Source organism: Brachybacterium sp. GPGPB12 (assembly GCF_038396325.1).
Taxonomy (GTDB): Bacteria; Actinomycetota; Actinomycetes; order Actinomycetales; family Dermabacteraceae; genus Brachybacterium; species Brachybacterium conglomeratum.
Window position 1 is genome coordinate 2,809,618 of record NZ_CP149573.1, and the last position, 17,173, is coordinate 2,826,790.

Consider the following 17,173-nt stretch of genomic DNA (forward strand, 5'->3'; position numbering starts at 1 on the left):
TCGCCGCGGCCACCGTGGTCACGACGGTCAGCTCGACCTGAGCCGCGCCGTGGTCCGCGCGGTGGCCGGCGCGGTCCACGGATCCTCCGGCCAGGGGTGCTTCGGATAGCGCCCCCTCATCTCCTTGCGCACCTCCCGGTACGGCCCGTCCCAGAAGGAGTGCAGGTCGTCCGTGACGGCGAGCGGCCGACGGGCCGGGGAGAGCAGGTGGAAGAGCACCGGCACCCTGCCGCGCACCAGCCGCGGCGTCTCGGCGAGGCCGAACAGCTCCTGCGGCTTTACCGCGACGACGGGCCGGCCGTCCTCCTCGTCCGGCGCGGGATAGTCGATCCGGGCGGTGGATCCCGAGGGGACAGGGAGCCGTTCGGGGGCGAGTGCGTCGAGCTCGGACGCCTCCGGCCAGGGCAAGCATGGTGCGCGCGCCGAGACCAGGTCGATGCCGTCCAGGCGGGTCCTCACGTGCGGGGCGAGCCAGGTCTCGAGGGTCGCCAGGAGCGCGTCCTCGTGCATCGCCGGCCACGGGTCGCCGAGCTCGCGGTGGATCAGGGCGAGCCGGCCTCGCAGGTCGCGGGCGGTGTCCGACCAGGTCAGCGCCACCAGGCCCCTCTCGCGGACCGCGGAGAGCACCGCGGGGACCGTGTCCTCGGCCGTCGCCGCGACCGGGGTGGAGGACAGCTCGATCGCGCCGAGCGCACGTCGGCGGCGGGCACGGACGGTGCCGTTCTCGAGCTTCGCCGTGCGCTCCTCGACGAGCAGACCGGCGCCGAGGTCGAGGGCCTCGTCCTCCGTGAGCGGGGCGGCGGCGCGGATCACGGCGCCGGTGCCGTCGGCGGCGCGGCCCTCGGCGCGCCGCACCTCCCAGACCGCGAGCCACGGCGCGCCGAGCAGGCCGCGCCCTCGGGCAGGGCCGCCCGCGTGCCGGAGGCGAGGAGATAGGAGCGGGAGCCGTCGGCCACCCGCCGCGCGATCCGCTCCGGGCGGGCGAGGGCGAGGACCACGCCGGGGGAGGCGTGACCGCCCGAGGAGCCGGCGAGGCGCGTCAGGCGGTCGCGCTCCCGGCGCCAGCGGCCGGCGCCGGGGGCACGGCCGGCGCGGAGATCGGCGAGGAGGCGGGGGAGATCGGCGCCCGTGGGGCGGTGGTCGTCGGAGACCGCGGCGACGACCTCGGCGGCCGACGGCCCGCCCGCGAGCAGGGCCCGCGCCTCGCGCACGCCGACGGGGAGCTTCGCGGTGCGACGACCGGCCGGGGTGGGGCGGCCCTCCTCGTCGACCAGGTCCAGCGCCCGCAGGGTCTCCTCGGCGGCGCGGATCTCCGCGGCCGGCGGCGGGGTCAGCAGCGGCAGGCCGTCCCCGCGCGGCGTCCCCCAGCAGGCGAGCCAGAGCGCCGCATCGGTGAGATCCGCGGCGGTGATCTCCGGCGGGGACTGGGCCGGCATCCCCGCGAGCTCCGCCTCGGAGAACACCCGCACCGCCCGGCCCGGGCCCTGACGGGCGGCACGGCCTGCGCGCCGCTCGATCGCGGCCCGGGAGGCGCTGACCGTGACCAGGCCCGACATATCCCGGCCGCGATCCCGCCGCACCTCGCGGGACAGCCCCGCATCGACCACCAGATGCACCCCGGGCACCGTGAGGGAGGATTCGGCGAGCGCCGTGGAGACCACGATCCGGGGCGGCTCCCCGGCGCGGCGCCCGCCGGTGGCGCGGTCCTGCTGGGCGGCGGGCGACCGGCCGTGCAGGGGCAGGACCTCGACCCCGTCGACGAGACCCCGCAGACGGGCGACCGTCTCGTCGACCTCCCGCGCGCCGGGCACGAAGACCAGCGCGTCGCAGCCCTCCTCCCCGCGCGCGGGCCGCGGTGCGGACGAGATGGTCGAGGAACTCGCGGGTGACGCCGCGGGCGTCCAGGCGCGGGGACGGGCAGGGGGCGTGCTCGGTGCGCAGGGGGTGCAGGGCGCTCGGCACCTCCACGATCGCCGCGCCGTCCAGCACCGCCGCGACCGCCCGCGCGTCGAGCGTCGCCGACATCGCCCCGACCAGCAGGTCCTCCCGCAGCCGCCGCGTCTCGGCGAGCATTCCCAGCAGCAGGTCCGTCTCCAGGGAGCGCTCGTGGACCTCGTCGAGGACCACCGCCGAGACGCCCGGCGGCTCCGGATCGGCGAGCAGTCGCCGCAGCAAAGACGCCCGGGGTGAGCATCTCGACGGCGGTGCCCTTCCCGACCGTCCGCTCGCCGCGGACCGTGAAGCCGACGGGGCCGCCGAGCAGGTCGCCGTCGAGGGACGCGAGACGGCGCGCCGCCGCACGCACCGCCACCCGGCGCGGCTGGGTGACGAGAGTCAGTCCGTCGGCCAGATTCGCGACCAGCGGCGGCACCAGTGTCGTCTTGCCCGTGCCGGGCGGGGCGGTGACCACCATCGCGCCCGTCCGCGCCGCGGCCCCGAGCTCGTCCCGTGCCGCGGCGACGGGGCGCCCCGCCCCGACGACGTCCAGGTCGAAGCGGTGCAGGGCAGGGGAGCGGTCCGTCATGCCCCCATCATCCCTGGTGCGGAGGTCGCGCCTCAGTCGATGAGATCGAACTCGACCTGCTCGGAGTCGGCGCACACGCTCGTCACCGACAGCGTCCACAGGTCCACGGCGACGGTCTCGCCCAGGGTGATCGGTCCGATCTCCCGGGCGGGGCTGTCGCCGACCTGCGCCATGAGTCGCGCAGGCCGCCGCCCTCGATGCTCTCGAGGGAGACGGTGAGGGACTCCCCACCGCGCTCGGGCAGGCCGGGGTTCGCCTCCCCTCCCAGCTCCGCGTAGAAGGCGCCCTCGCCCGTGCAGGGCTCCGGCGGGACGAAACCGTCCGGTGCGGGCGTGACCTCGTAGGACTCCTGCGGCACGACGGCCGCGGTCTTCCCGCCCTCGTCGGAGGCACCCCCGGCGGAGTCGTCCCCGTCCGAGGCGGCGGGCTCCTCGGCGGTCGTGCCCTGGGCGGCGGGGGAGGAGCTCTCCTCCTCGGGGGAGCCGCAGCGCACCCGGCGGCGAGGAGCACAGCGGCCAGCACGGCGGCGAGACGTGCGGAGCGGGAACGGCGGGCGACGGTGACGGCCACGGGGATCCTCACGGCAGGAAGGGTCGAGACGGGCGACACGCTAGCGGACCGGTGCCCTCGTGGCACCATCGGGGGAGAGCCCGGCGCGACCGGGCGGTCACGAGCCCGCAGGGGAGGGGACGAGATGACGAGCAGGCCCGAGCGACCCGTCCCGAGCCCGAAGGCGCTCGCCGGACGCAAGGACCCCGCCCGCTCCGTGCGGCCCGTGGACTGGACCGCCGTGCCGGAGCGCCGGCCCGAGCAGGCCGCGCGGCCCGAGCAGGCCGACCTGCCCTCCGCCCCGCCGCCGCGCCGACGGGCCCGGACGGTCCAGCGCGCCCCGGGCCGCGTCGGCCGCTCCGAGCGATGCTGTGCACACGCTCGACGCGGACGATCCCCGACCCCTGCCCCGGCCCCTGCGGATCCGCGACGAGGACATCCGCGCCGTCGGCGTGACCGGGGCCGACGGCGAGCGGATCGTGCAGGCCGTCGCCGACCCCGAGGACGCCTGGACCGCCGACGCCGGGACCAGCGACCACTTCCTCCGCGGCGATCTCGTCGTGCAGGTGCGCCGCGCGGACAACGCCGTGATCGGCCTGTTCTCCGCCCGCTACGCGCTCAGCGTGCGCCCCGACGAGTACGAGCCCGCCCTCGACATCGCCGAGGACGCCGCCGGCCCCTCCACCCGCGGCGGGCAGGGCACGCGTCACCCCACCTCGCGCCGCGAGCTGCTGGGCCGCATGCGCGCAGGCGGGCTTCGTCATCACCCCCGGGGCGACGCACGGCCGCGTCACGCATCCCGACCATCCCGGGCTCGTGCTCCCCTTCGCCTCGACCCCCTCGGACCGCCGCTTCACCCGGCACGCCGTCGCGCAGATACGCCGCGTCTTCGGCATCGACCTGCGGCGCTGAGAGCGCCCCGGCGAGGGCGGCGCCGGAGCGGATCACCCCCGGACAGGAAAGTGCCCCGGCTCGTCCCCACGAGCCGGGGCCATCCCTTTCCCCCGCGTCCCGGATCAGCGGATCCCGCCTCCTCCTCAGTCAGCGGGATCCTCCGGTGACGCGTTGAGAACAGTGAACACGCGCCGCCGGAAAAAGCACTGTGCCGAGGCTGTTCATTCCCTGGTAATCGGGGGTCCGGGCGGCCCGGGTTCCTCGCTGACCTGCATCGCATCGAGGATCGAGAAGCTCGCGTGCCCCAGCAGACGCAGCGACCGGACCAGTCGGTCGAAGGCGATCGCGCCCGCCACCGCGCGCATCACCGCCACGTCCTGCGAGACGGACGGCTCGGCCCCCGCCGGCCCTGCCTCGACAGGCCCCGCCCCGGTGCTCATCCAGTCCACGTCCGAGCGGGCGATCTGCGCCATCGGCTCTGCATAGCGCAGCAGCATCCCCGGATCCGTCGGCGCCTCCCACTCCTCCAGGGAACGAAGCGACCGATCCAGCGCGCGGCGCGGGGCGGAGTCGACGTCGGGCCAGCCCAGGTGCGCGAGCAGCGGAGCGATCGAGGGGTGCTCGCCGCCCGCGGCCTCCGCCCCGTCCTCCCTGCCCGCTGCGCTCTGCCCGTCGGCCGGGTCCTCCAGGCCCAGGGCGAGGGTCTGCGACTCGGCGAGCACCTCGATCAGCGGGACGTCGGGATCGTCGAGCAGGGCCGTCACCTGCGCGATCCGCGCGATCGGGGCGCCGGCGACCTCGCGCAAGACCTGGATCAGCTCGAGGCGCTCGACGTGGGCGCGGCCGTAGTCCTGCCGGGTCGTCGTGATCCGCTCGCCCGGCGGCAGCGAGCCCTCGCGCCGGTAGTACTTGATCGAGGCGGCGGAGACCCCCGTCGCCTCCGCGAGCTCGTGCAGGAGCATGACCCGTTCTCCCCTCGGATAGTGCGCCGACCAGCGACTATCTTGATGGCGCCGGCGTGGATAGCGGAACTATCGTCCCTCTCATGGACGCTCTCACGCCAGTGATCACCCTCCACGCCGTCTCCGCCCTCGTCGTCCTGCTCGCTCGGGCCCCTCCAGATCCTCCGTCGGCGCCGCGACCGCGCCCACCGGATCCTCGGCGGCGTGTGGGCGGCGGCGATGGTGGTCACCTGCGTCTCGAGCTTCTGGATCCGCGACGGAGGGTTCAGCTGGTCGCACGGGCTGTCGATCTGGACCCTCGTCTGCCTCGTCGCGGCGATCGTGGGCATCCGCAGCGGGAGCGTCGAGATGCACCGCGGCTTCATGGTCGGCTCCTATCTCGGAACCCTCATCGCCTTCGCCTTCGCGGCGCTGGTGCCCGTGCGGCTCATCCCGCAGCGCTGCGCAGCGAGCCGCTGATCGTGGCGGTGACGGTGCTGGCCGTCGCCGCGGCGCTCACGGTGCTGGTGGTGACGGTGGTGCGCTCTCAGCCGCCGACGGGGACGCGGAACTCCTGGCCGCCGGTGCCGACCTCGTCGGTGTAGCTGATCTCCGCGAGCACCGTGTCCTCGGGGACGTCGGCGTACAGCGCGCCTCGGCCTCCTCGCCGGCCGGGATCTCCGGGCCGGAGGTCGAGAAGGCGCCGTAGCGGATGTCGATCTCCGCGCCGGAGTCGTCGTAGAGGCGGAAGCGGTCGGAGCCGATACCGATGTCCTGCGAGCTGTTGTTCACGATCGTCACCGCCACGCCGATGAACTTGTCGTTCTCCGGGGTCTTCGTCTCGCCGCCCAGATCGAGCGTGGTGCCCTCCTCGGGCTTGGAGACAGTGAACTGGAAGGTCTCGTCACTCGGCTCGGTGGCGTCGGCCGACGGGCCCTCGGTGGGCTTGTCCACCGGCTGGTCGGTCTCGATCTCGGTGGGGGCGTCCGAGGTGGGAGTGCTCGGGTCGTCGGGGGGATCGTCGGAGGGGTCCTCGCTCGGGGGAGGGTCCACGATCGAGCTCGGGGGCGACGTCGGCTCCTCGCCGCCGTCCTTTCCGACGAGATAGAGGCCGACGCCGATGCCGGCGACGACCAGCATCAGCACGAGCAACGCGCCGCAGGCCAGCGCGATGTACAGCGGGGTGCGGCTCTTCGCCGGCGGGAGCGGGGGCGCCCCGGTCGGAGGGGTCGGCGGCATGCCGTACGGGGTGCTCATGAAGGTCCTCCACCTCTGCCGGGAGCGTCGTGGACCACGCTATCCCGGGGTCGGGCGGGGCGCGATGGGGAGGACTCCCCGTCGGACCCCGGGCCGAGGATCCCGCGGGGGCGCGCCCGCGCGGACCGAGGCTCCGCCATAATGGTGAGCGTCCGACGACCAGCCCACCCTGCGGCGGCACGACCGACGAGCGAGACCCGAGCGAATGTGCCGTCCGAGGAGGAGACGAGCACCGTGCTGACGAGACTCCACGACGCGCTGCGACTGCGCACTTCCCCCACGATCTTCTTCGGCTCGGCGGCGATCATCCTCGCCTTCGTGATCGCCACGATCGCCTTCACCGAGCCGATGGGGGCGGCGACCGACAGCGCCTCGCAATGGCTGATGACCAACCTCGGATGGTTCTACATCCTCGGCGTCACCGTGTTCCTGGCGTTCCTGATCTTCATCGCGGCCGGGCGCTTCGGCCGCGTCAAGCTCGGCCCCGACGACGAGCCGCCCGAGCACTCCGGCACGGCCTGGTTCGCGATGCTCTTCGCCGCCGGCATCGGCTCGATCCTGATGTTCTGGGGCGTCGCCGAGCCGATCAGCCACTTCGGCGACCCGCCGCGCGCCACCGAGCTCGGCCTCGAGGCCGGCACCTGGGCCGCCGCCCGGGACGCCATGAACTTCACCTACTACCACTTCACGCCGCACACCTGGGCGATCTTCACCCTGCCCGCCCTGTGCTTCGCCTACTTCATCCACAAGCGGAACCTGCCCCCGCGCGTGAGCTCGATCTTCCAGCCGCTGCTCGGCGAGGGCATCCACGGGCCGATCGGCAAGATCATCGACATCATCGCGATCATCGGCACCGTCTTCGGGGTCGCGGTCTCGGTGGGGCTGGGCACCCTGCAGATCAACGGCGGCCTCAACCAGCTGTTCGGGGTCCCGGAGAACGCGGTGTGGAACCTCGTCATCATCGGCGTGGTCAGCGGGCTGGCGCTGATCTCGGTGTCCCTCGGCCTGGAGAAGGGGATCAAGGTCCTCTCCAACCTCAACATCGTCATGGCCGTCTTCGCTGCTGCTGTTCGTGCTGGTCGCCGGCGGCTCGACCCTCTTCGTCGTCAAGGGGACCCTGGAGTCCTTCGGCAACTACCTGGTCGCCCTGCCGGAGCTCGCGCTGTGGAACGACACCCAGGCCGACTCCGGCTGGCAGAACACCTGGACCGTCTTCTACTGGGCGTGGACCATCACCTGGTCGCCCTTCGTGGGCATCTTCATCGCCCGCATCTCCAAGGGCCGCACCATCCGCCAGTTCGTCTCCGGCGTGCTCGCGGTGCCGGCCGGTTTCTCCGTGATCTGGTTCGGGATCTTCGGCTACGCGAGCTTCGACATCGAGTCGCGCGGCGAGGGCGGGCTCGTGGACCGCGTCGTGGGCGAGGGGGACATCCCCGGCGCGCTGTTCGCATTCCTGGACAACTACCCGGCCGCGTTCTTCGTCTCGGTGATCGCGATCATCGTGGTGGTGATCTTCTTCGTCACCTCCGTGGACTCCGCGGCCCTGGTCACCGACTCGATGGCCAACGGTCACGAGGACTACAACCCGCTGGGCCAGCGCATCTTCTGGGGCGTCGCGATCGGGCTGATCACCGCGACGCCGCTGGTGTTCTCCGGCGAGGACGGTCTGACCGCACTGCAGTCCACGATCATCCTCGTCGGCCTGCCGTTCTTCATCATGGGCTGGTTCCAGATGTACGCCCTCTTGCGCGCGCTGAAGGAGGATGCCGGCGAGTCGCCGCAGATCCGCACCCGCGAATGGGCGCAGGTGCCGCCGCCCGAGGAGTACGAGCGGCGCGAGGAGGACGAGGAGTACGACACCGACGACTACGTCGTCGAGCCGACCTACACCACCGAGGTGCCGGTCATGAGCGACATCTACGAGGACATCGAGGAGGTCGAGCCCGACACGGCGCCCGATGCCGGGACGTCGCCGGCCCGCACCGGCGCGCACGGGCGGCGCCGCCGGAGGACGGGCGGGACGTGTCGCGCTGAGGCGCCCGACCCGTCCGAGGATCAGGCGGGGTCGACCTGGTGGCGTCCCGCGCCGCGGCGGTAGTACATCGCCAGCACCGCGCCGGAGAGGTTGTGCCAGATCGAGAAGATCGCGGCCGGCGGCCGCGGCGGCCGGGCTGAACGACGCCGCGGCGAGCGTCGCGGCGAGGCCCGAGTTCTGCATCCCGACCTCGACGGAGGTGGTGCGGGCGGCGCGCTCGCCCTGGCGCAGCAGGCGGGCGGCCCAGTAGCCGATCAGGTAGCCGAGGCCGTTGTGCGGACCACGGCCAGCAGGACGATCGCTCCGGCGGAGACGATCGCTTCGGTCGAGCCGGAGACCACGGAGACGACGACCAGCGAGATGCCGGCGACGGAGACCCACGGCAGGGCCGGCAGGATCCGGTCCACGAGCTTCCCGGCGATCAGGCGCACCACCAGGCCGCCGACCACCGGGATCAGCACCATCTGCACGATCGACAGCGCCATCGAGCCCGCGTCCACGGGGAGGTACGAGCCGGCGAGCCAGAGGGTCAGCAGGGGGGTGAACAGCGGGGCGAGCAGGGTCGAGATCGAGGTCATCGTCACCGACAGTGCGGTGTCCGCCTTCGCGAGATAGCAGATCACGTTCGAGCTGGTGCCGCCGGGGGCGCGCCCACGAGGATCACGCCGACGGCCAGCTCGGGGGCGGCTGCAGCAGCAGCGAGACCCCGAGCCCGATCAGCGGCATGATCACGTACTGGGCCACGACGCCGATGAGCACCGGTAGCGGGCGGCGCACGACGAGTGCGAAGTCCGGGAGCGTGAGGGTGAGTCCCATCGCGAACATGATCACGCCCAGGTAGATGCTCGTGAACGGCGCAAGGGCCTGGCCCACGGGCGGGGCGAGGAAGCCGATCGCCGCGGCGACGAGGATCAAGGCGGGGAAGACCGTCACCGCGATGCGCGCGGAGCGGTCCTCCGAGGCGCGCGCGGTGCTCGCGGGCGCGGGGGAGGGGGTCTGGGTGCTCATGGGAGCACTGTACTGCCCTGTGAGACGGCTGTCCGAGATGTGGACGCCTGGTGGTCGTGCCGGCCGTCAGCCCCGCTGGCGCGCCGGGACCTGCCAGGCGTGCACCGGCTCACCCGAGTCGACGGCGGCGCGATAGAGGCGGGTCATCTCCGCGAGCGCCTGCTCACGGGTGCCGCCACGCGGCTCGAGCGAGGTGACGGTGTCGATCTGCCAGCGGGCGCCGTTGCGGCCCGTGCGGGCGCGCTCAGTGAGGATCTCCTGGTAGCGGGCGATCACCTGTGCGTCGGCGCCGAGCTCGCGCGGCCCCCTGCATCGCCTGCGGGATCAGATGCTCCTGGAGGAGGTCCGCGACCCGCACCCGGCCCACCTTCGGCCAGCGCACCCGCGCCTCGAGGCCCCAGCGCGCGCACTGCTGGAAGGACTCGTCGGCCTGCTCGAAGCTCATCCGCGACCACAGCGGCCGGCGCTCGTGCACCAGCGAGCGGACGATGCCGTAGAAGAACGCGGCGTTCGCGGCCATGTCCGCGGGAGTCGGGCCGGCCGGCGCAGGCGGTTCTCCAGCCGCAGATGGGGCAGGTCCGTGCCGGGGTCGTAGATCGGCCGGTTCCAGCGCCACACCGTGCCGTTGTGGAGCATCAGCTCGTGCAGGCGGGGGGAGTGGCCATCGGTCAGCAGCGGCTCCTCCGCCATCTCCCGCGACTCGGGGATCAGCGCCGGGAACAGGCGCACGTTCTCCTCGAAGAGGTCGAACATCGAGGTGATCCAGCGCTCCCCGAACCACACCCGCGGCCGCACCCCCTGCGCCGCGTACTCGGGCGGGCGCGTGTCCAGCGCCTGCACGAAGGTGGGGATGCGGGTCTCGTGCCACAGCCGCCTGCCCAGCAGGAACGGGGAGTTCGCGGCGAGCGCGACCTGCGGGCCTGCGATCGCCTGCGCCGCGTTCCAGGCGGCCGCGAACTGCTCCGGCGGCACCTGCAGGTGCGGCTGCATCGAGGTGCACGCGCTCTCCGGCGCGACCGAGTCGAAGGTGGTGTCCACGCCGCGGCCCTCGCCCTCGATCCGCAGGGTGATCTCCTCGCCGCGGGCCTCCATCACGCTGGACTCCAGCGCCTCGTAGCGGGCGCCCGGGGCGCGCCACGCCTCGTCGGCGAAGAGGTCCTCGGAGATCGTGGGCAGGTGGCCGACGGGGACCACGCGCGCCCCGCGGGCCTGCGCCGCCTCGTCGGCCCGGTCGACGGCGGCGCCGAGCGCCGTCTCCAGCTCGCGCGCCCCGGTCCCCGTCGGATGGGTCACCGGGAGGTTCGCCTCGAGGTTGAACCGGCCGATCTCGTGGACGTACTGCTCGTCGCCGAGGTCCTCCAGCAGGGTGTCCGCGATCAGCGCCGGGGCCATCGAGTCGCGGTCGGCGAGGTTCATCTCCAGCTCGACGCCGACGGTCCCTTCGTCCACGAACTCGGCCGTGTCCAGGAAGCTCTCGAAGAGGTCGAGATTCCGTCGCAGCTCCCGCCGATAGCGGGTGCGCTGGGAACGGGTGTACTCGGTGCCGCCGATCTCGCGTCCCATGGGGGTGACCTCCGGTCCTGACGGGTGTGCTCGCTCATCCAAGCACGTGCGGGGGCGGTGCGGCAGGGCCAATCCGCCCCGCGGGAGATGGCGCACATCCGGGGACGGGATTGCCGTGGTGGACAGCGGGTCGCGCGGCGCGGGGCGAGGAGCACCGCGCCGCGGTGGTCCACTGTCTCGACGAGGGCGTGGTGGAGGCCGTGCCGCTGTGGAACACCTGGGGCCCGGTGCCCGCCGCGCGGGAGCTGATCGCCCGGTCCCAGGCCGGTGACCTGTACATCGACGCGCTCGAGAGCAGGATCCGGCCCGGCGGCGCGTGACAGACTGGGCGGGTGAGCACGCCGATGAACACCTCCCTGCCCTGGCCCGACGGCGCCGAGGTGTCGCCGATCGCCCCGCTGCGCCCGGTCCTGGACCGCCTGGCCTCCCTCGTCACCGTCCACGATCAGGACGTCGCCATGGTGCCCGGGCTCGCCGTCACCGAGGAGGAGGTCGCCGCCGATCCGCCGCCCGCCCTCGAGCGGCTCGTCGACGAGCTCGGCGGGATCACCCTGTGCGGCCTGCCGGTGCTGACCCTGCTGGTCGAGAACCGCACCGACGTCGGGCCGTACACGCCGCTGGGCGAGGCGACCAGCTACTACCCCCTGTACGAGACCCCGGACACCGCCGTGGTGCTGACCCTCGACGAGCTCGGGACCCCCGGGGCGGTCTACGGCATCGGCGAGGACCTCGCCCTGCGACTCGCCGCCCCGGACCTGCCCACCTACCTGGGCCTCTTCACCGATGCGCTCGAGGCGACACTCGCCGAGCTCTCCTCCCGCGGCCCCGCCGAGGACGACTCCGAGGGCGAGCGCGCCGAGGCCGCCGAGCGACTCATGGACGCCCACCTCTTCGCGGCGATCCTCGGCATGGTCGAGGACGTGGCCGAGGCGGAGCTCGTCGCCCCTGCCGCGGAGGAGGCGGACGGTGCGCTCGCGCTCGCCGACCTGCGCGGCGCCGCGCTCGGCACCCGCGTGGACCCGATGGAGGTCGAGACCGACGGGGACCCGCTGGAGATGCATCTGCGCTGGCGCGAGCACGGCCTCGTGCTCGCCGTGCACGGGGGTTGAGCCGGGCGCGCGGTGACGCCCAGGCACGGCACCTGTGACACCGACGGCGAGGGGCGGATCGCGCACGTCCGGGACCTCCGACGAGCACCGCGCGTCCCCCTAGGAGACCCCCGACTCCGCCGGTCGCGGCCGTGATGGGGAGTCCTCCCCATGGCGGGGTGAGGGCCGGGACGCATAGGTTCGGGGGCGTGCCCGGCGAGGCACGAGGCGGGGACTGCGACACGGTCACTGCGAGGGGAACGGGGAGGCATGAACGGATTCTGGGGGGCGGACGCCGAGGCCCTGCGGACGATGGGCGCGTTCTGCGCCCGGCGTGCGGAGGCGCTCGACGAGCTCGAGGGGCGGCTCTCCGCGGTGATCGAGACCGTCGAGTGGGTGGGGGAGGACGCCGAGCGGTTCCACGCCGACTGGTCCGGGAGCGTGCGCCCCGGTCTCCAGGACCGCGGTCTCGAGCCGCGCCAGCAGGCGCGACGCCTCGCCCAGCACGCCGAGGAGCAGGAGGCCGCCTCGAGCCCCGACAGCTTCGGCGGCCCCTGGTCGAACCCTGGCGAGTTCCTCGCGGACATGGCGCGGATGGCGCAGGGGATGCTCGCGGGACCTGCTCGGCGGCGGCGCGCTCGGCGGCGAGGGCGGGCCCGCGGGCCGCTTCGCCGACTTGCTGCGCGAGGCGCTCGCCACCCCCGAGGGGCGGGCCGCGGCCGCTCGGCGCCTTCCTCGGGAGCCTGCTCGGCGGGTCGCTCGCCGACCTCGTCCTGCGCGGTCTCGCCCTCGGCATCTTTGCTCGAGGAGCCGCTGGCCGGGCTCGGCGCCGGCGGCGGGCTCGGGAACCTGATCGGGGAGGAGGGGCGCCTGGGCGAGGGGCCCGGTGGCGGTGCCGGTGGTGGCGCCGACGGCGTCGCCGGTGGAGGAGCCGGTGCGGGCTCTGGAGACGGTGCAGAGGTCGCTGGTGGTTCCGGTGGGTCCTGGAGCGGTGCGGGGGAGTCCGCGTCCGGCGGGGCCGGGGGCGAGTCCGGTGGCGGTTCCGACGGCGGGTCGTCGTCGGGCGGCGGGTCCGGCGGTGGCGGTGTTGCTGAGACCGGTGGATCCGGCGGCGCCGAGGCGGGTGCTCGCGGGGACCGGGAGCGAGGCCCCTGCGCAGGGCGGCGCGATGGGCCTGCAGGGACTCGTGGACGGCCCGGCGCAGACCGCCGGCTCGCTGCCCGCGGGCCGGCTCGAGGCGCCCGGCGCCGAGGAGCACGGCACCCTGTTCGAGCGCCTGGTGGCCATGATCGGAGAGATGCTCGGCGGCGCCACCGGTGGCGACGCCCCGAGCCCACGTGGCGCCTCGGCGATCGGCGAGGGGATCGGCTGGGGCTGAGCCGTCGGCGCGGCAGGTCTACCCTGGTGAGACGGCTCCGCACCCCGGCGGGGCCCGTGAAGGAGCAGTGACATGACCGCGACCAGCCCCCGTACCCCCGCCCCGGTGCTCGTGCTCGTCCCCGGCGCGACCGGGGCCCCGTCGGGCGGCGGACCCGGCTACCGCCTCGCCGACCCCACGGTCCCGCGGCTCTCCGTCACCGACCTCGTCGCCACCCGCGGCGACGGCGTCTTCGAGACCATCGGCGCCTTCGACGGCGACCCTGTCAACGTCGGCCCTCACCTCGCCCGCCTCGCCCGCGGCGCCGAGATGATCGACCTGCCCGCCCCCGACCAGGCGCGCTCGCCGAGGCGGTCGACGCCGCGATCGCCGCCCACGAGGCCGTCGCCGAGCTCAGCGTGCGCGTGATGTACACCCGCGGCGTCGAGGGCACCGGCACGCCCACCTGCTGGATCCACGCCAAGGCCTCCGACGACTGGAGCCCGTACCGGGCCGGGATGAAGGTGGCCGTGCTGGACCGGGGCCTGGCGACCACCGCCGCGGAGACCAGCCCCTGGCTCGCTGCAGGGCGCGAAGACCCTCAGTTACGCCGTGAACATGGCCGCGGTGCGCGAGGCGAAGCGCCGCGGCGCCGCCGACGTCCTCTTCGTCTCCAGCGACGGCTACGCCCTCGAGGGCCCCACCTCCACCCTGCTCGTGCGCCGCGGCGACACCTTCCTCACCACCCCCGCGAGCGCCGGCGTGCTCGCGGGCACCGCTGTCGCGACCCTCTTCGAATGGTCGCGCGAGCAGCGAGGGCCTCGTCACCGGTGAGGAGCTCATGACCATCGAGGACGTCAAGGGCTCCGACGGCGCCTGGTCGCTGTCCTCCACCCGCCTCGCCGCCCCGATCACCCACCTCGACGAGCACGAGCCGCCCGTCGACGCCGAGCTCACCGCCCGCTTCGAGCGCGTGCTCAAGGGCGGGATCTGATCAGGCGCGGGACCTGAGCGCGAGCACCTCGCGGGCGAGGTCGACATCGACCACCAGGGTGTCGATCGCGCCGCGCGCGAAGACCCCCACCGCCCCGGGCGCCTTCTCCTCACCGGCCGCGACGCCCAGGACCTCCGGGATCCGCAGCGGCTCCGAGAAGGTCACCGCGAGCACCCGCTGATCCGTCGGCGCCCCGAGCGGGATCCCGTCGGCGTCCACGAACCGGCCGCACACATCGCCCACCGGGCGCGCGCCTCGAAGGCCTCGCGCTCCTCCTCGCCGAGCGCCATCAGGTCCAGCACGTGCGGGGAGGAGTGCACGCCGAGCGAGCCGATGCCCACCACCGCGAGCTCGACCTGCGCGGCCGCCTCCAGCACGGTGCGGATCGAGGACTCCGCCCGCGGCGTGGCGACCGCCGTCGCGGACTCCAGCACCGCCGGGGCGTAGAGCGTCCGCGGCGTCGCTCCGAGCCGCGAGGCGAGCACCCGCGCAGCACGGACTCGCCGGAGTCGAACTGGTCCAGGGCGCTGTGCCCGCCCACCAGCGGCAGCACCGTCGGCGTCGGCCGGGGGCGGAGGGAGTCCAGGGCGGCGACGACGCTCTGGACCGTCTGCCCCCAGGAGACGCCGAGGTCGCGCACCCGGCCCGCGCGCTCCGCGATCAGTGCCGCGCCCTGTCGCGCGACCGACTCCATCGCCGAAGCCCGCGGCGCGGAGACCACATGCGCCTCCCGCAGCGAGAACGTCGCCCGCGGCCGCGCCTCGAGCGCCACGTCGCGGCGCGGCGGGCCGTCGGGGTCGTGGATCGTGATCTCGACGATCCCGCGCTCCCGGGCCTGGGAGAGGATCCGCGAGACGTTCGAGCGGGACAGTCCCAGCTCCTTCGCCACCTCCGTCTGCGAGCGGCCCTGCTCGTGATACAGGCGCGCCGCGCGCACCACGAGGGCGGTGTCTCGAGGGGCGGGCATGGGCTCTCCTGGCGGGCGGCGGCGCGGGACGCGCCGGACGGAACGAGTCCAGCGTACGCAGGTGAGCGCCGACGGGTGCCAGAATCAGGGGGTCGCCGTCCGGGAGGAACCATGAGCACAGATCCGCGCACGCCCCGCGCACCGCTCGCGCTGAGCCTCGTCCTCGCCCGCCTCGAGGCGGCCGACGCGGCCGACGCGCCGCGCACCCTCGCCGGGCACCTGCTGGACGACGGCGCCGTCACCGACGCCTTCCCCGAAGCGCCGCAGGCGCGCGAGCGGCGCTACCCGACGGGCCTGCCCACCCCGATCCCCACCGCGATCCCGCACGCCGACCCCGAGCACGTGCTCGTCCCGGGCCTGGCGCTCGCGACCCTCGCCCGCCCCGTCGCCTTCGGGGAGATGGGGGCCGGCGGCGGGGAGGTCCCGGTGCAGCCTGCTGGCCATGCCGCCGCTGACCGACGCGCGCGATCACCTCGCCGCCCTGCGGCGCCTGATGGGCCTGCTGCAGGACGAGCAGGCGGTCGCCGCGCCGCTCGAGGCCGAGGACGCCGAGACTCTGCGGGCACGGGCCGAGGCGCCGCTGGGGCGTGCCGAGGACGAGGAGGAGATCGCATGAGGAGCCCCAGGCTGGGAGTGAAGGCGCTGATCGTCCGCGAGGGGCAGGTGCTGATGAACCGCTACCTGGAACCGGACGGTCGGGAGGTGTTCGCCCTGCCCGGCGGCGGGCAGGAACACGGCGAGGACCAGACCGCGGCGATGGTGCGCGAGTGCCGCGAGGAGATCGGCGCCGAGGTCGAGGTGCACCAGCCCGCCTGTCTGTTCGAGATCATGATGGACCGACGCATGGTCGACGGCTCCCCGATCCCGCCGTTCCACCAGGTCAACATCGCCTACTGGTGCGGCCTGGCCGAGGGGGAGGAGCCCGGGGAGGGCACCGAGCCGGACCCCGGCCAGGCCGGCACCGCCTGGCTGGCGCTGGACCGGCTCGGCGAGCACGTCGTCCACCCGCCCGAGCTCGCCCGCTGGCTCGAGCAGGACCCCGGCTCCCGACCGTTCAGCCTCGGAGTGTGCCGCGGCTGAGCGAGCGATAGCCTGGGGGAGTGTCCAGCGGCGGTCGAGTCCGCCGCGACCCGAGAGCAAGGAGCCCCATGACCACCTCGCCCCGCATCGACTTCCACGACGGCCGCTCCATCCCGCGGCTCGGCTACGGCGTGTGGCAGGTCGAGAACGAGGTCGCCGCCGACGTCGTCGTCAAGGCCCTCGAGGCCGGCTACCGCCACGTCGACACCGCCCGCGGCTACAACAACGAGGCCGGCGTCGGCCAGGCCCTGAAGTCCGCCGGCCTCCCGCGCGACGAGGTCTTCGTGACCTCGAAGGTCCCCAACCAGGACCAGGGCCGCGACGCGACCCTGCGCTCCTTCGACGCGACCATGGAGGACCTGGGCCTCGACGAGCTCGACCTCTACCTCATCCACTGGCCCGCCCCGTCCAAGGGCCTGGCCCTGGAGACCTGGAAGGCGCTCGTGGAGCTCAGGGAGCAGGGCCGGATCCGCTCCATGGGCGTCTCGAACTTCCGCCGCGAGGACATCGAGACGATCGAGGCCGAGACCGGCGTGTCGCCCGTCCTGAACCAGATCGAGGTCCACCCGTACCTCGGCAACGCCGAGCGCGCGCCTTCCACGCCGAGAAGGGCATCGTCACCGAGGCCTGGTCGCCGCTGGGCCAGGGCGGCGGCGAGCTCGAGGACCCCGTGGTCACCGCCGTCGCCGAGGCGCACGGCGTGAGCCCCGCCCAGGTGCCGCTCGCCTGGAACCTCGCGCTCGGCAACGTGGTGGTCTCGAAGTCCGTCACCCCCGAGCGGATCGCCGCGAACCTCGCCTCCTCGAGCTCACGCTCACCGATGACGAGATCGCGAAGATCGCCGCCCTCGACAAGGGCGCCGCCGGCCGCCAGGGCCCGGACCCCGACACCTTCGCCGGTCACCAGGGCGCCTGAG

15 protein-coding genes and 6 pseudogenes are annotated in these 17,173 nt (G+C 74.1%); 11 read left to right on the top strand and 10 right to left on the bottom strand.

Annotation, left to right across the window (positions count from 1 at the left end):
• Positions 1-27: 27 nt before the first annotated feature.
• Together hrpB and WKH84_RS16360 are read right to left on the bottom strand one after the other, a co-directional pair.
• Positions 28-2,524 (bottom strand): annotated as a pseudogene (gene hrpB / locus WKH84_RS16355) (ATP-dependent helicase HrpB).
• Positions 2,525-2,606: 82 nt separating this feature from the next.
• Positions 2,607-3,017 (bottom strand): hypothetical protein, encoded by a 411-nt coding sequence (locus WKH84_RS16360; RefSeq protein ID WP_341854430.1) that lies wholly within the window; start codon positions 3,015-3,017, stop codon positions 2,607-2,609.
• A gap of 427 nt (positions 3,018-3,444) precedes the next feature.
• On the opposite strand from WKH84_RS16360, the gene WKH84_RS16365 reads away from it, so the two are divergent.
• Positions 3,445-4,134 (top strand): hypothetical protein, encoded by a 690-nt coding sequence (locus WKH84_RS16365; RefSeq protein ID WP_341854431.1) that lies wholly within the window; start codon positions 3,445-3,447, stop codon positions 4,132-4,134.
• A gap of 54 nt (positions 4,135-4,188) precedes the next feature.
• On the opposite strand, the gene WKH84_RS16370 is transcribed toward WKH84_RS16365, so the two are convergent.
• The gene (locus WKH84_RS16370; RefSeq protein ID WP_341854432.1) at positions 4,189-4,929 is read right to left on the bottom strand and encodes a MerR family transcriptional regulator; all 741 of its coding nucleotides are present in this window, start codon (positions 4,927-4,929) and stop codon (positions 4,189-4,191) included.
• A gap of 192 nt (positions 4,930-5,121) precedes the next feature.
• On the opposite strand from WKH84_RS16370, the gene WKH84_RS16375 reads away from it, so the two are divergent.
• The gene (locus WKH84_RS16375; protein WP_341856929.1) at positions 5,122-5,388 is read left to right on the top strand and encodes a hypothetical protein; all 267 of its coding nucleotides are present in this window, start codon (positions 5,122-5,124) and stop codon (positions 5,386-5,388) included.
• A 36-nt stretch (positions 5,389-5,424) separates the two neighbouring features.
• Here the strand turns inward: WKH84_RS16375 and WKH84_RS16380 are convergent, their stop codons facing one another.
• Positions 5,425-6,165, bottom strand: a complete 741-nt coding sequence (locus WKH84_RS16380) for a hypothetical protein (protein ID WP_341854433.1) — start codon at positions 6,163-6,165, stop codon at positions 5,425-5,427.
• Positions 6,166-6,399: 234 nt separating this feature from the next.
• Here WKH84_RS16380 and WKH84_RS16385 point away from each other — a divergent pair.
• Positions 6,400-8,199: pseudogene (locus tag WKH84_RS16385) on the top strand (BCCT family transporter).
• A gap of 21 nt (positions 8,200-8,220) precedes the next feature.
• Here the strand turns inward: WKH84_RS16385 and WKH84_RS16390 are convergent.
• Both WKH84_RS16390 and WKH84_RS16395 read right to left on the bottom strand, forming a co-directional pair.
• Positions 8,221-9,208 (bottom strand): annotated as a pseudogene (locus WKH84_RS16390) (bile acid:sodium symporter family protein).
• Between the two features lie 66 nt (positions 9,209-9,274).
• Positions 9,275-10,771: pseudogene (locus WKH84_RS16395) on the bottom strand (glutamate--cysteine ligase).
• A 164-nt stretch (positions 10,772-10,935) separates the two neighbouring features.
• On the opposite strand from WKH84_RS16395, the gene WKH84_RS16400 reads away from it, so the two are divergent.
• Both WKH84_RS16400 and WKH84_RS16405 read left to right on the top strand, forming a co-directional pair.
• Positions 10,936-11,091: a hypothetical protein gene (locus tag WKH84_RS16400; RefSeq protein WP_308739866.1), complete on the top strand. Its 156-nt coding sequence runs from the start codon at positions 10,936-10,938 to the stop codon at positions 11,089-11,091.
• A gap of 12 nt (positions 11,092-11,103) precedes the next feature.
• On the top strand, positions 11,104-11,880 hold the full coding sequence (locus WKH84_RS16405) for a hypothetical protein (RefSeq protein WP_341854434.1): 777 nt from the start codon (positions 11,104-11,106) through the stop codon (positions 11,878-11,880).
• Between the two features lie 225 nt (positions 11,881-12,105).
• On the opposite strand, the gene WKH84_RS16410 is transcribed toward WKH84_RS16405, so the two are convergent.
• Positions 12,106-12,366, bottom strand: coding sequence for a hypothetical protein (locus WKH84_RS16410; protein WP_341854435.1), 261 nt, complete (start codon positions 12,364-12,366; stop codon positions 12,106-12,108).
• 580 nt (positions 12,367-12,946) lie between these two features.
• Between WKH84_RS16410 and WKH84_RS16415 the strand changes: the two genes are divergently transcribed.
• The 4 genes from WKH84_RS16415 to WKH84_RS16430 all read left to right on the top strand — a co-directional run bounded on the left by WKH84_RS16415 (position 12,947) and on the right by WKH84_RS16430 (position 14,210).
• Positions 12,947-13,237 (top strand): hypothetical protein, encoded by a 291-nt coding sequence (locus tag WKH84_RS16415; protein ID WP_341854436.1) that lies wholly within the window; start codon positions 12,947-12,949, stop codon positions 13,235-13,237.
• Positions 13,238-13,309: 72 nt separating this feature from the next.
• Entirely contained in the window at positions 13,310-13,645 is a 336-nt protein-coding gene (locus WKH84_RS16420) for a hypothetical protein (protein ID WP_341854437.1), read from the top strand.
• Positions 13,646-13,834: 189 nt separating this feature from the next.
• The gene (locus tag WKH84_RS16425) at positions 13,835-14,050 is read left to right on the top strand and encodes an aminotransferase class IV (RefSeq protein WP_341856930.1); all 216 of its coding nucleotides are present in this window, start codon (positions 13,835-13,837) and stop codon (positions 14,048-14,050) included.
• Between the two features lie 7 nt (positions 14,051-14,057).
• On the top strand, positions 14,058-14,210 hold the full coding sequence (locus tag WKH84_RS16430; protein ID WP_341854438.1) for a hypothetical protein: 153 nt from the start codon (positions 14,058-14,060) through the stop codon (positions 14,208-14,210).
• Here WKH84_RS16430 and WKH84_RS16435 read toward each other — a convergent pair whose 3' ends face one another.
• The 3 genes and pseudogenes from WKH84_RS16435 to WKH84_RS16445 all read right to left on the bottom strand — a co-directional run.
• On the bottom strand, positions 14,211-14,453 hold the full coding sequence (locus WKH84_RS16435; protein WP_341854439.1) for a sugar-binding domain-containing protein: 243 nt from the start codon (positions 14,451-14,453) through the stop codon (positions 14,211-14,213).
• Complete coding sequence (locus WKH84_RS16440) at positions 14,372-14,695, bottom strand: sugar-binding domain-containing protein (RefSeq protein WP_341854440.1); 324 nt, start codon at positions 14,693-14,695, stop codon at positions 14,372-14,374. The genes WKH84_RS16435 and WKH84_RS16440 overlap by 82 nt, the downstream gene beginning before the upstream one ends.
• A gap of 98 nt (positions 14,696-14,793) precedes the next feature.
• A pseudogene (locus WKH84_RS16445) lies at positions 14,794-15,177 on the bottom strand (MarR family transcriptional regulator); the annotation flags it as partial.
• 111 nt (positions 15,178-15,288) lie between these two features.
• On the opposite strand from WKH84_RS16445, the gene WKH84_RS16450 reads away from it, so the two are divergent.
• Positions 15,289-16,257, top strand: coding sequence for an NUDIX domain-containing protein (locus WKH84_RS16450; RefSeq protein ID WP_341854441.1), 969 nt, complete (start codon positions 15,289-15,291; stop codon positions 16,255-16,257).
• Between the two features lie 68 nt (positions 16,258-16,325).
• Positions 16,326-17,172 (top strand): annotated as a pseudogene (locus WKH84_RS16455) (aldo/keto reductase).
• Position 17,173 lies beyond the last annotated feature (1 nt).

Bases quoted from the DNA above. Each gene is read 5' to 3' on its own strand.
- WKH84_RS16370 (WP_341854432.1), bottom strand. From the start codon at position 4,929: ATGCTCCTGCACGAGCTCGCGGAGGCGACGGGGGTCTCCGCCGCCTCG.
- WKH84_RS16380 (WP_341854433.1), bottom strand. From the start codon at position 6,165: ATGAGCACCCCGTACGGCATGCCGCCGACCCCTCCGACCGGGGCGCCC.
- WKH84_RS16420 (WP_341854437.1), top strand. From the start codon at position 13,310: ATGACCGCGACCAGCCCCCGTACCCCCGCCCCGGTGCTCGTGCTCGTC.
- WKH84_RS16425 (WP_341856930.1), top strand. From the start codon at position 13,835: ATGGCCGCGGTGCGCGAGGCGAAGCGCCGCGGCGCCGCCGACGTCCTC.
- WKH84_RS16430 (WP_341854438.1), top strand. From the start codon at position 14,058: ATGACCATCGAGGACGTCAAGGGCTCCGACGGCGCCTGGTCGCTGTCC.
- WKH84_RS16450 (WP_341854441.1), top strand. From the start codon at position 15,289: ATGAGCACAGATCCGCGCACGCCCCGCGCACCGCTCGCGCTGAGCCTC.